The following is an 11,991-nucleotide window of genomic DNA, read 5'->3' as shown; positions in this document are numbered from 1 at the left end:
TTTACCATTCAAGAGGACGCTGCGTCCTCTTTGTTATCTTCTTTGACCCGCTGTCTTTGACTTGATTCTTTTTTTGCTTTATCTTGTGTTGATTCCTTTTGACTCTTCTCTTCCTGATCATCATCGGATGATTGATCTTTTCGATCATTCGTAGAAGCCGGCTGATCTTCTGTATCAGTAGAAGTCAGTTTCACTTTGACCTTCGATCTAGATAATGTCCACGTCACATTTTGAGGGCCATTCACTTGTACTTTGACCTCATGTGTTCCTTCGTTTAAGTCCCCGACATTGATATAGGCTTCAATATCTGAAGCCTTTAGTTTATCAATTGCACTCTTTGATCCTTTTGCTGTTAGTGTGAGACGCCCAGAAGACGGACTCACAAATGCAGAGCTAAGATCCTTGCTCAGACCCACGACAGAAATTGGGACATTATCGATCTTTTTTTCTTCAGCTGTTGCAACCTTCACTTTGATTTTAACAGTTTCAGGCGATACCTTTTTCACACCATCTGGCAGTGGAATGTCGGCATCAATCTCTGTATCATCTTTAATCTTGCTTAGGTCGAGCTTAACGCCGTCAATAAAATCAAGTGCATCCAGCACCTTTTGAGAACCATAGACTGTAACCTCACTTGGGCTTGTCTCGATGCTTGAGATACTGATCCCATCTGGCAAGCTGCCCGTCCGCTCAATCTTAAACGGAACTTTCTTGCTTGGACTCGTAATCGGGACCGTAATATCTACCACAGACGGACTCACTTCGACTGGCAGCTCATTCCCGCTGCTATCATACACAGTGAGCTTCGCTTCTTTCTCAATTTGCTGATCAACATCCTCTAAGTTCACAAATGCTTTAATGACAGAAATTTTGTCGATCACGTCTTTTGAGCCAGTAACCGTGACATTTTTCGGATTCACAATAGGTTGCTCTGGTGAATAGCCGTCTTTGATTTTATTTTGATTATAAAATTCAGTTTCAACAGGAAATTCAGCTGTCGTTTTTTCTTGTATCGTCACAGTCGTCACAGACGGATTAATCGTTAACGTGATTCCTTTCGATACATCTCTTGCCTTCAATTCGACTTTATGTGTACCTGTCGTCAGGTTTTGCATATCTGCGTAAATTTCAAAATTTTTCGTTTGTCTTGCTGTTTTCACAGCACTAGTTGATCCTTTAATCGTGACATTGACTGTCTGCGGCACACCAGTGACTACATACTTTTCGTCGTCATAATATGCTTTAACAGGAATGTCCGTTAAGGTTGCTTCGTCTGTTGTCGATGTTGGGAAAAAGGATTCACCGATTTTTTTCGGCGTGGGCGCTTGCGCTGAATTGACTGCACCATACAGCAATAAAGCGAAGACCAATGCAAGAAACTTAACGGCCCAGCGATTATTCAAAATCTTATCCATTTTTCTTGCCCCTCCAATACCATTTGGTCGAGGAAGCATCTTTGCTGTTCTTACTAAACTCAGCAATCAGCATTTCTTCAAGCGCTTCTTCTGTCAATTCTCGATGGAGATCACCATTTCTTGCGACACTAATGCCGCCTGTCTCCTCGGAGACAATGACGGTTAAACTGTCCGTTACTTCACTAATACCAACTGCCGCCCGGTGACGTGTACCGAGCTCCTTAGAGATAAAAGGACTTTCAGACAGCGGTAAATAACACGCCGCAGCTGCAATCTCATCACGCTTCATAATCACAGCGCCGTCATGAAGCGGTGTATTCGGAATGAAGATATTAATCAGCAGCTCAGAACTGACCTTTGCATTTAAAGGAATTCCGGTCTCTATGTAATCATTCATTCCAGTATCACGCTCAATCGTTAATAGCGCGCCTATTCTTCGTTTTGCCATATAGTTAATTGCTTTTGTAATTGCCTCGATCGTTTTCTGCTGCTGTTCCTCTACAGGTGTTCCGCTTCTAGAGAAGAAACGGCCGCGCCCAAGCTGCTCAAGCGCTCTCCTTAGCTCTGGCTGAAAAATAATAATGATCGCAAGGAACCCCCACGTAATCGCTTGATCCATCAGCCATTGAAGTGTGTTAAGACCGAGATACGCACTCCCCATCCTGACGAGAACAATGACGACAATTCCCTTTAAAAGCTGAACCGCTTTTGTTCCGCGGATGACCATCATTAATTTATATATCACATACCAAACAACGAGAATATCAACAGCATTACCGAGGTACTGCAAAAAAGGAATATCCCCTAAAGCCATTTCCTCGTCCTCCAGAATTTTCAGTTATTCTTCGTTCGATTCATTTTTTATAAAAAAAGAGCCTATGTGTAAGTACATAGCGTGGCTATTATACCACATTTTGTTTCAGCAAGGAAAATAGTTGCCATATCTGGCTGGCATTCAAGTCTGTCCATCAATAGAAAAAGAGCAGTCCCTTAGAGACTGCTCTCACACTGTTTGATTTACTTTTGCTCCTCTGGCCCAATGACCCGCATCACGTCTTGTGCTGTAGACTTCATTTTGTACCAAACCCAATCAAACACTTCATTAATTTCATTGATTTGACCAGTGACTTGTCCGGCAGAAGCAGTCAGCTGTTCTCCATTGACGACTGTTACGTTTCCATCAACCTTGCCTTCTACAATCAGCTTGCCATTTTTCACAGTGACATCACCTTTGACGGTTTCCCCTTTAGGTACCGTCACTGTATCATTTTCAACCACGAGATTCGGCTGCTTTGACACACTGAAATTATGATCCGTATTCCAGCTAGTAAACAGACTGCCTCCCATCAATATGACAAAGAGGGCAGCGGCGACCATTAGCGGATGAGCTTTGATCCATCTTTGAATCGACACACGCTTTTTCTCCTTTGGAAGACCTGCCATCACCTTTGCAGTGAAATCAGATGGTGCTTCTATATGAGATGTACTCTGCACGAGCGCGATGGATTTCTCAATTTGTTGAAAATGAGTACGGCATTCCTCACACGATTGCAGATGGCTCTTTAATTCTTTTTCATCTTCGGGCTCTATATCCCCGTCTAAATACTGATGCATAAGCAGGACGATTCTTTCCTGACAGCTCATCAAAATCACCTCACTCAAAGGTCTCTCAACTGTTTCCGGAGAGCCTCTCTACCCCTGTGTATTCTCGTTTTCACCGTACCAACTGGTATATTCAGAATCTCACTAATTTCTTTTAACGAGAGTTCATCAATATACTTTAATACGATGACCGAGCGATATTTATCGGGTAATCTTAAAATTTTTTGCTGAATGGTGCTCGATAATTCAAGCGACACCACCTCGTCCTCTGGCAAAATGCCGTCAGCCGCAATTTGAGAATACATATTCAGTCCTTCTGTCCCTGCCACCTCTGCATCTAAATAATAATCCGGCTTTTTTTTACGAATACGGTCGATGGTCAGGTTGGTTGCAATGCGGTACAGCCACGTGGAAAACTTACGATTCACATCAAAGCTCTCAATATTCACATAGGCACGAATAAACGCCTCCTGCGCAATATCTTCTGCTTCATGTGCATTCCCAAGCATACGATAGCACAGCTGATAAATTTTGTCTTTATACAGGTCTACGATGTCTGCAAATGCGTTCTGGTCGCCTTTTTTCACTTGCTTAATTCTCTTTTTAATCATTGTTTCCATAGTATATTCAACCTCTGCCTTCACCGGTCTTTATGTATACGAACCTCGTTCCAAAAGGTTTCATTCTCCTCTAAAAAATAGTGTAACAAATTTTTGACAGCATGTTACGCTTATCAGCCGGTAAAAACCTTAACATATCCTTAAATTTCCCCAAAATTAAAAAAGAACGGGAACAAGTCCCGCTCTATAATAGCTTTTCACCCATTAAAGAACCAATTAATGCAACTGCCGCTTCTGCTGTTTTATTTTTCTCATCTAATACCGGATTCACCTCAACAAACTCAGCAGAAGTCAAAATACCTGCTTCCTCTAAAAGCTCCATTGCAAGATGACTCTCTCTATAACTGATGCCGCCAGCAACCGGCGTTCCCACGCCAGGGCACTCTGCAGGATCTAGCCCATCTAAATCAAGTGACAAATGAACACCATCTGTTCTTTCTTTTAAATACGCAATGGCTTCCTCCATCACTCTCGTCATCCCTAATCGATCGATTTCATGCATCGTATACACTTTAATACCTTTTTCTCTAATCAATGCCCGCTCTCCTTCATCTAAAGAACGAGCACCGATCAAGATCACATTCTCAGGCTTTACTTTAGGTGTATAACCGCCAATATTGATTAAATCAGCATGCCCAAAGCCGAGACTGACAGCGAGCGGCATCCCATGAATATTTCCAGAAGGAGAAGTTTCCTCTGTATTTAAATCACCGTGCGCATCATACCAAATGACACCCAAATTTTCATAATGTTTGGCTACACCGGCTAGTGTACCAATTGCAATGCTATGATCCCCGCCTAAAATCAGCGGAAACGAACCTGACTGCACAATACTGCTAACCTTTTCAGCAAGAAGCTGGTTTGCGCCAGCATTCTCCGTTAAGTTTTTCAGTTTTTCACTTGTATAGAGACCTTTCTCATCATCTCTTTGCTCAACAGGAATATCCCCTAGATCTTCAACATCAAATGAAAGCGATTCCAATTTTTCTTTTACACCAGCACAGCGAATGGCACTCGGCCCCATATCGACGCCCCTTCTCATTTGACCGAGATCCATCGGCACCCCGACAATTGTGACCTTCTTTTGATCTCCCATATGTACATCCCCTTTCCGTTCATGCTTATATTTTACTTTCTCGGTGCCTTCTGACTCAACTCAACAATATTTTGAATAGTTATACATTCCAATCGTCAAAATAAAAAAAGACACCTTTTTAAAAAAGGTGTCTTAACTGGGCTAGCTGGATTCGAACCAACGCATGACGGAGTCAAAGTCCGTTGCCTTACCGCTTGGCTATAGCCCAAAAATGGTGGAGGGGGGCGGATTCGAACCGCCGAACCCGGAGGGAGCGGATTTACAGTCCGCCGCGTTTAGCCACTTCGCTACCCCTCCACATATGGAATTGATAAAAGAAAAACAGTGCCGGCAAGAGGACTTGAACCCCCAACCTACTGATTACAAGTCAGTTGCTCTACCAGTTGAGCTACACCGGCATATGGTGGAGGATGACGGGCTCGAACCGCCGACCCTCTGCTTGTAAGGCAGATGCTCTCCCAGCTGAGCTAATCCTCCACATGATGGTGACCCGTACGGGATTCGAACCCGTGTTACCGCCGTGAAAGGGCGGTGTCTTAACCGCTTGACCAACGGGCCAGTTTGTCAAGTTTACTGTTTCCGTGAAGCTGACAAAAGTTATTATATACAGGTTGTCCCCCTTTTGTAAAGGGGATTTTTATTTTTTTTATTTTCTAACTATTCAACCCTCATCAGCACAACATTTCGACTGAAATATAATTTCAGTATTTAAATATAATATTGAAATTTCATGTCATACTCAATATACTGAAAATGAAGAAATAAGGAGGTATGTCACATGCAGCCATCTCAACTGCGTTCTTTGACAACAGAATCAAGAAACCCTAACACCATGAGAATTTCACAAGCAAGCCCGCTAGAAATACTCCAAATGATAAATGCGGAAGATATGAAGGTCGCTCAAGCCGTCAACCGTGTCCTTCCAGACGTAAAGACAGCAAGTGACTTTGCCTTTGAATCCATCTCGAATGGGGGCAGACTCATTTATCTAGGCGCTGGAACAAGCGGCAGAATTGGAGTAATGGATGCGGTCGAATGTCCACCTACCTATAGCATTTCACCTGATGTCATCGTAGGCATCATGGCCGGTGGCGACTCTGCCTTTTCACATGCAGCAGAAGATGTGGAAGACAGTGAAGAAGCTGGTCAAAAAGATTTAGAACACATCCACCTGACATCAAAAGATACGGTTGTCGGCATCGCGGCGAGCGGTAGAACACCCTATATCATTGGCGCTTTAAACTATGCTAGAACCATTGGAGCAAAAACAGTAGCCCTCAGCTGCAATGAACAAGCAGAGATTAGCGAACTAGCAGACTGCGCCATTGAAGTCGTCGTAGGAGCAGAAGCCATCACTGGGTCAACACGAATGAAAGCCGCATCCGCTCATAAAATGATTTTAAATATGCTTTCCACCTCTGTCATGATCAGACAAGGCAAAGTATATGAAAACCTGATGGTAGATGTAAAAGTAAGCAATCATAAACTAAAAGAACGCGCCATCACCATCATTCAGCATGTGACCAATGCTTCCTACGAACAAGCCGTAAAAGCACTTGAAGCAGCCGATTTAGAAGTTAAAACAGCCATCGTCATGCTCCAAACCAAAACAGATAAAAAGACAGCCAAAGACCTGCTCAACAAAGCAGATGGTCACATCGACAAAGCCATCTTACGTCATCAATCTTAAAGGAGGAAACTCATGTCAGCAGGCGGACTCACCCTACTACACACAATGAAATCAAAGCTTCCCCAATCTGAAAAAATCATTGCAGACTATATCCTTGCCCATCCTGACAAAGTCATTAAAAGCACAGTGCATGAAATCAGTCAGGCTGCCGGTGCAAGCAGCTCTGCCGTCATCCGCCTCTGTAAGTCTCTCGGGCTGGATGGCTATCACGATTTGAAAATGCGGATCGCTGGAGATTTAATGCACACTGATAAACAAGGCTACCGGGATATCGAACAAGATGAACCACTTCAATCCATTATTCAAAAGACAGCAGGAAACACCATTCAATCGATCAAAGATACAGCCTCTATTTTAAATGTAGAAGCTTTAGAAAAAGCTGTTCAACTGCTGCTGAATGCAAACCAAATCCATTTTATCGGTGTGGGTGCATCTGGCATCGTCGCAGCTGATGCCCAGCAGAAATTTCTCAGAATCAATTATGCAGCTACAGCCTTTACTGACATGCACATCGCATCTACGGTCATCGCAAATGCTGGAAAGAATGACATTGTGTTCGGTATATCCTTTTCAGGAGAAACGTTAGACATCATCCAAGCCCTTCAACTCGCAAAAGAAAATGAAGTGAAAACCATTGCTTTAACGCATCCAGGGCATACAAGCGTTTCTGCATTGTGTGATGTTCATCTATCGACGTCCGGTTCCAATGAAGCACCTTTTCGCAGTGCTGCCACTTCCTCTAGAATGGCACAGCTCTATTTAATCGATGTCTTGTTCCTCAGTTTAGCCTCCCGTCAATATGAACAGACAGCACAATATATTGACAAAACAAGGCATGCCATCCGCTCCATGAAACGAAAAACAAAGGGGGATTCAACATGAGTCATCAAAAAAAATATCAGCAGTTGGCGAAAGACATCCTTTCACTCTGTGGTGGTTCTGAAAACATCTCTTCCCACACACATTGTATGACACGTCTTCGAATTACACCCATTGATCGTGAAAAAGTGCAAACCACCGCGATCAAAGAACTCGATGGCGTCATTGGCGTCGTCGAAGCGGAAACACTGCAAATCATTTTAGGCACAGGTGTTGTCAACCAAGTATCAAGTGCGTTTGAACAGCTACTCAATGCCTCAGGTTCATATGACTTAAACAACGAAGCACAGAAAAACAAACAAGCTATTTCACAAAAGAACCGCACACCATTCAAGCTGTTCTTACGGCGGATCGCCAGCATTTTCATTCCCATTATTCCAGCACTCGTTGCATCGGGTCTTATAACGGGTATTACAAAAGCGGTCGTGCAAGCAGGCTGGCTCGATGAAAAATCTCAAGCTGCGATTATCCTAACCGTTATAGGCTCAGGCTTGTTTGCTTATCTCGGTATATTAGTAGGAACAAACGCCGCAAAAGAATTTGGTGGCTCTCCTGCATTAGGCGCATTAGCAGGTATTCTCATCATTAACCCAGCTGCCGCTGATATTATGTTATTTGGCACTAATATTCTACCAGGTAGAGGCGGACTTATCGGTGTTCTTCTTGCAGCTATTTTTATGGCACTTGTTGAGACCCGGATCAGACGCTTCGTCCCGCAATCACTCGATATCATTGTCACACCAACCATCACACTACTCATTACAGGCATTTTCACGTACGTTATCTTCATGCCAGTCGGCGGATTTATATCTGATGCCATCACCTCTGGACTTACTTATCTATTAAACATTGGCGGTATTTTTGCCGGATTTGTTCTTGGTGCGACCTTCCTTCCTCTTGTTGTCACTGGACTTCACCAAGGCCTAACACCTATTCATATGGAACTGATTAATTCAATTGGAGATGACCCACTTCTGCCAATCCTCGCTATGGGAGGCGCAGGACAGGTCGGTGCTGCCTTTGCCATTTATATGAAAACAAAAAAGAAAAAGCTGAAAAGAGCCATTGCAGGCGGACTTCCTTCAGGAATGCTTGGAATTGGAGAACCGCTCATTTTCGGTGTCACACTCCCGCTCGGAAGACCCTTCCTCACTGCTTGTCTCGGCGCTGGAATCGGCGGAGCATTTCAAGCCTATTTCCAAATCGCCACTAAAGCAATCGGGGTATCAGGTCTCCCATTAACCTTTATCGTTCACACACATCAAATGCTGCTTTACTTAATAGGTCTCTTCATTGCATATGTCGCTGGATTTATCTTCACATACTTATTTGGATTTCATGATGATATGGCTGTTGAATTCGAGGAAAATAAGCAATAGGAGGTCTAGCTCTTGAAGAAATATTTTCTCATCATCACAAGTCTGTTCATGCTCCTAGGGTTACCAGTACAAACATTTGCAACTAGCTCCCATCCTGTATCGTCTTTGTCTAAAACAGCACCTGAAGAATATCCCGTCTTAAAAAAAGCAAAACGACCGGAACAAGTAGGTTTTTCTTCTAGGCAGCTTAGGAAGGTTGATCACATGATTCAAAACGATATCAAAGCAGGGTTTCCAGGGGCAGCACTCATCATTATCAAGGATGGTCAGATCGTCCATCAAAAAACCTATGGCTACAGACAAAAATATAAAGGGACAACAGAACTCAAATTCTATAAGAAAATGAAAAAGAACACACTGTTCGATTTGGCATCCAATACAAAAATGTATGCCACCAACTATGCCCTGCAAAAGCTAGTATATGAACAAAAACTAGATGTAAATGAAAAAATACAAACCATCCTGCCTGACTTTCAAGATGAACCAGATGCAAAGGTAACCGGCAAAGATCAGCTTCGAGTCAAAGACCTTCTCACCCATTCTGCCGGACTGCCTTCCAGTGTTTTATTTTATAGCAAAGAGCAAGCGGGCCCTTTTTTCTCTCAAGATAGACAAACAACCATGAAATGGCTGCCAAAGGTGCCTCTGCAATACAAGCCAGGCACTCAGCATATTTATAGTGATATTGATTACATGCTGTTAGGCATGATCATTGAGAAAAAAACCGGTATGCCACTTGATCAATATGTAGAGTCGACGATTTATCGACCGCTTGGTCTAAAACATACCATGTTCAATCCGCTGAAAAAGGGATTCAAGCCAAAGCATTTTGCAGCAACCGAGCGTCTAGGCAATACAAGAGATGGTGTCATCGATTTTGAAAACATTCGCAGGTATACCTTGCTAGGTGAAGTCCACGATGAGAAAGCCTATTACTCAATGGCAGGTGTCTCCGGACATGCTGGACTTTTCTCTAATACATCAGATATGGCCGTACTGCTTCAGCTGATGCTCAATAAAGGAGGCTATGGGAAAACAACCATCTTTGACCAAGCTTCTATCGATCTCTTTACGGAATCATCAGACACGAACCCAACTTACGGGCTAGGCTGGCGGAAAAACGGCAATACTGACATGGAATGGATGTTTGGGAAATACGCAAGTAAAGAAGCGTATGGACACACAGGCTGGACCGGAACGATGACATTGATTGATCCAAAACACAATCTAGGCGTCGTCTTGCTGACAAATAAAAAACATTCACCCGTCGTTTCACCTGAAGTCAACCCAAATCAATTTGAAGGTGACCTTTTCCCAACTGGTACTTATGGAAGCATCATGACTGCAATCTACGAATCTTTTAAGTAAAAGGAGGAATTCGATGTTAAAAGCTCTGTTCCCCGCTGCACTCGTTTTGGCCCTGCTCACCTCTTCCATTCCAACGGAAAAGGTGAGCTCCGCCCCTCTCCCAACTGCCAAACAAATGGTTCAGGACATGTCCTTGGATGAAAAAATTGGCCAAATGCTCATGCCAGACTTTCGCAATTGGCAAGCAGAAGGTGAATCCGCTCCTACAGGCTTCACAAAAATGAATAAAGAAGTTTCTTACCTTGTAGAGAAATATCATTTAGGTGGTGTCATCTTATTTGCAGAAAATGTCGTTGATACGAAACAAACCGTCAAACTCACACATGAATTTCAACAAGCATCACCCAACATTCCTTTACTCATTTCCATTGATCAAGAAGGCGGAATCGTCACAAGACTACAAAAGGGAACACATTTCCCAGGAAATATGTCGATTGGTGCCTCTCGAAGTAAGAAAAATGCTTATGACACTGGAAAAATCATCGGCAAAGAATTAAACGCTCTAGGTATCAATACAAATTTCTCTCCTGTTCTTGATGTAAATAATAACCCGAATAACCCCGTCATCGGTGTCCGTTCCTTTAGCTCTGACCCTGAACTTGTCACAAGACTTGGTCTGCAAACCATGAAAGGACTTCAAAAGGAAAAGACCATTTCCACATTAAAGCATTTCCCGGGACATGGTGATACAGCTGTTGATAGTCACTACGGTCTTCCGCTTGTCGAACATGATCTAGATCGTCTTAAAAAGGTGGAGCTGTATCCATTTCAACAAGCAATCAACGCAGGGGCAGATATGGTCATGACCGCTCATGTTCAATTCCCAGCCATTGATGACACAACGTATAAAAGCAAAAAAGATGGCGAGGACATTATGGTTCCAGCAACCTTATCAAAAAAAGTCATCACAAACTTATTAAAAGAAGACATGGGCTTTCAAGGAGTGGTTGTAACAGACGCCCTCAATATGAAAGCGATTGCAGATAACTTCGGACAGGAAGAAGCTGTGGTAATGGCTATTAAAGCAGGCGTCGACATTGCCCTCATGCCAGCACCTGTCACGTCCTTAAAGACAGAAAAAAACCTAGAGAATGTGTTCAATGCTTTAAAAAGAGCAGTTCTCACAAACGAAATTCCGATATCTCAGATCAATCAATCTGTCGAAAAAATCCTTCAATTAAAGATCAAACGCGGCATCATTTCCGCCAATAAACCAGTAAACCTTGAGAAGAAAATCAAAAAAGCCACACAGCTCGTTGGTCAAAAGTCGCACCGAAAAGCAGAACAAAAAATGGCACGTGAAGGAATCACTCTCCTTAAAAACAACGACAAAACCTTGCCTTTTAAGCCTAAAAAGAATGACAAAATCGTACTCATGGCACCGTACGAAGATCAAACAAAAGCAATGTCCGTCACAATTGAATCTCTGATCAAACAGAAAAAGATCAAACCTGTGCAAATCCAATCATACGCATTTGCAGATAAGAGCTTCTCCAAAGAAACAGCCAAACTCATTCAAAATGCTGACTATGTCATTACCGGCTCTTACGTTGTCCAAAATGACCCGGCTGTGAATGATGGCGTCATTGATGACGGTGTACAGGATCCGAAAAAATGGGCAACGGCCTTCCCTCGTGCTGTCATGAAAGAAGCAGCAGCACAAAACAAAAAATTGGTCATCATGAGTCTTAGAAACCCTTATGATGCGGCAAATTTTGAAGAAGCTGATGCCTTACTAGCTGTGTACGGTTTTAAAGGGTACTCAAACGGACAATTCAATCAACCGAATATTCCTGCGGGACTAGAAGTGATTTTTGGAGCGACCTCACCTAAAGGGAAATTACCCGTCGCTATCCCATCAGTCACTCATCCTAATCAAACCCTTTACCCATTTGGCTATGGACTCAATTTAAAAGGAAAACAGATCAAATAGGAGGGATTC

Annotated in this window: 10 protein-coding genes and 5 tRNA genes; 5 read left to right on the top strand and 10 right to left on the bottom strand. The window is 43.0% G+C overall.

Annotation, left to right across the window (positions count from 1 at the left end):
• Positions 1–8: 8 nt before the first annotated feature.
• The 10 genes from NSQ17_RS01085 to NSQ17_RS01040 all read right to left on the bottom strand — a co-directional run bounded on the left by NSQ17_RS01085 (position 9) and on the right by NSQ17_RS01040 (position 5,291).
• Positions 9–1,415, bottom strand: coding sequence for a YbbR-like domain-containing protein (locus NSQ17_RS01085; protein WP_035704327.1), 1,407 nt, complete (start codon positions 1,413–1,415; stop codon positions 9–11).
• Positions 1,408–2,229, bottom strand: coding sequence for a diadenylate cyclase CdaA (gene cdaA / locus NSQ17_RS01080; RefSeq protein ID WP_008344027.1), 822 nt, complete (start codon positions 2,227–2,229; stop codon positions 1,408–1,410). Before cdaA ends, NSQ17_RS01085 begins: the two co-directional genes overlap by 8 nt.
• A gap of 203 nt (positions 2,230–2,432) precedes the next feature.
• On the bottom strand, positions 2,433–3,059 hold the full coding sequence (gene rsiW, locus NSQ17_RS01075; RefSeq protein WP_047946092.1) for an anti-sigma-W factor RsiW: 627 nt from the start codon (positions 3,057–3,059) through the stop codon (positions 2,433–2,435).
• Between the two features lie 14 nt (positions 3,060–3,073).
• Complete coding sequence (sigW, locus tag NSQ17_RS01070; protein ID WP_007498553.1) at positions 3,074–3,637, bottom strand: RNA polymerase sigma factor SigW; 564 nt, start codon at positions 3,635–3,637, stop codon at positions 3,074–3,076.
• 184 nt (positions 3,638–3,821) lie between these two features.
• Positions 3,822–4,733, bottom strand: coding sequence for an arginase (rocF, locus tag NSQ17_RS01065; protein ID WP_039170230.1), 912 nt, complete (start codon positions 4,731–4,733; stop codon positions 3,822–3,824).
• Positions 4,734–4,869: 136 nt separating this feature from the next.
• Positions 4,870–4,941: transfer RNA gene (locus NSQ17_RS01060), tRNA-Gln, on the bottom strand.
• A 4-nt stretch (positions 4,942–4,945) separates the two neighbouring features.
• A tRNA-Tyr gene (locus NSQ17_RS01055) sits at positions 4,946–5,030 on the bottom strand.
• 28 nt (positions 5,031–5,058) lie between these two features.
• Positions 5,059–5,131, bottom strand: a tRNA-Thr gene (locus tag NSQ17_RS01050).
• 3 nt (positions 5,132–5,134) lie between these two features.
• Positions 5,135–5,210: transfer RNA gene (locus tag NSQ17_RS01045), tRNA-Val, on the bottom strand.
• Between the two features lie 6 nt (positions 5,211–5,216).
• Positions 5,217–5,291 (bottom strand) — tRNA-Glu (locus NSQ17_RS01040).
• A gap of 220 nt (positions 5,292–5,511) precedes the next feature.
• Here NSQ17_RS01040 and murQ point away from each other — a divergent pair.
• Genes murQ through NSQ17_RS01015 form a run of 5 tightly spaced genes read left to right on the top strand, consistent with a single transcriptional unit; the run spans position 5,512 to position 11,982 of the window.
• Complete coding sequence (murQ, locus tag NSQ17_RS01035; RefSeq protein WP_017358876.1) at positions 5,512–6,423, top strand: N-acetylmuramic acid 6-phosphate etherase; 912 nt, start codon at positions 5,512–5,514, stop codon at positions 6,421–6,423.
• Positions 6,424–6,435: 12 nt separating this feature from the next.
• Positions 6,436–7,305 carry a MurR/RpiR family transcriptional regulator gene (locus NSQ17_RS01030; RefSeq protein ID WP_007498558.1) on the top strand — a complete coding sequence of 290 codons (870 nt, stop codon included), beginning with the start codon at positions 6,436–6,438 and terminating at the stop codon, positions 7,303–7,305.
• A complete protein-coding gene (locus NSQ17_RS01025; protein WP_017358875.1) occupies positions 7,302–8,681 on the top strand; it encodes a PTS transporter subunit EIIC in 1,380 nt (459 codons plus the stop codon). The genes NSQ17_RS01030 and NSQ17_RS01025 overlap by 4 nt, the downstream gene beginning before the upstream one ends.
• Positions 8,682–8,693: 12 nt before the next feature.
• On the top strand, positions 8,694–10,049 hold the full coding sequence (gene pbp4b / locus NSQ17_RS01020; RefSeq protein ID WP_342467743.1) for a penicillin binding protein PBP4B: 1,356 nt from the start codon (positions 8,694–8,696) through the stop codon (positions 10,047–10,049).
• Between the two features lie 13 nt (positions 10,050–10,062).
• Complete coding sequence (locus NSQ17_RS01015; RefSeq protein ID WP_039170240.1) at positions 10,063–11,982, top strand: glycoside hydrolase family 3 protein; 1,920 nt, start codon at positions 10,063–10,065, stop codon at positions 11,980–11,982.
• The last annotated feature ends 9 nt before the right edge of the window (positions 11,983–11,991 follow it).

Source organism: Bacillus sp. FSL W8-0629, assembly GCF_038593225.1.
GTDB lineage: Bacteria > Bacillota > Bacilli > Bacillales > Bacillaceae > Bacillus > Bacillus altitudinis.
The sequence above is the reverse complement of the archived record's forward strand: the minus strand, read 5'-3'. Positions and strand labels throughout refer to the sequence as shown.

Coding starts and splice junctions, on each gene's coding strand:
- NSQ17_RS01085 (WP_035704327.1), bottom strand. CDS start 1,415: ATGGATAAGATTTTGAATAATCGCTGGGCCGTTAAGTTTCTTGCATTG.
- cdaA (WP_008344027.1), bottom strand. CDS start 2,229: ATGGCTTTAGGGGATATTCCTTTTTTGCAGTACCTCGGTAATGCTGTT.
- rsiW (WP_047946092.1), bottom strand. CDS start 3,059: ATGAGCTGTCAGGAAAGAATCGTCCTGCTTATGCATCAGTATTTAGAC.
- sigW (WP_007498553.1), bottom strand. CDS start 3,637: ATGGAAACAATGATTAAAAAGAGAATTAAGCAAGTGAAAAAAGGCGAC.
- rocF (WP_039170230.1), bottom strand. CDS start 4,733: ATGGGAGATCAAAAGAAGGTCACAATTGTCGGGGTGCCGATGGATCTC.
- murQ (WP_017358876.1), top strand. CDS start 5,512: ATGCAGCCATCTCAACTGCGTTCTTTGACAACAGAATCAAGAAACCCT.
- NSQ17_RS01030 (WP_007498558.1), top strand. CDS start 6,436: ATGTCAGCAGGCGGACTCACCCTACTACACACAATGAAATCAAAGCTT.
- NSQ17_RS01025 (WP_017358875.1), top strand. CDS start 7,302: ATGAGTCATCAAAAAAAATATCAGCAGTTGGCGAAAGACATCCTTTCA.
- NSQ17_RS01015 (WP_039170240.1), top strand. CDS start 10,063: ATGTTAAAAGCTCTGTTCCCCGCTGCACTCGTTTTGGCCCTGCTCACC.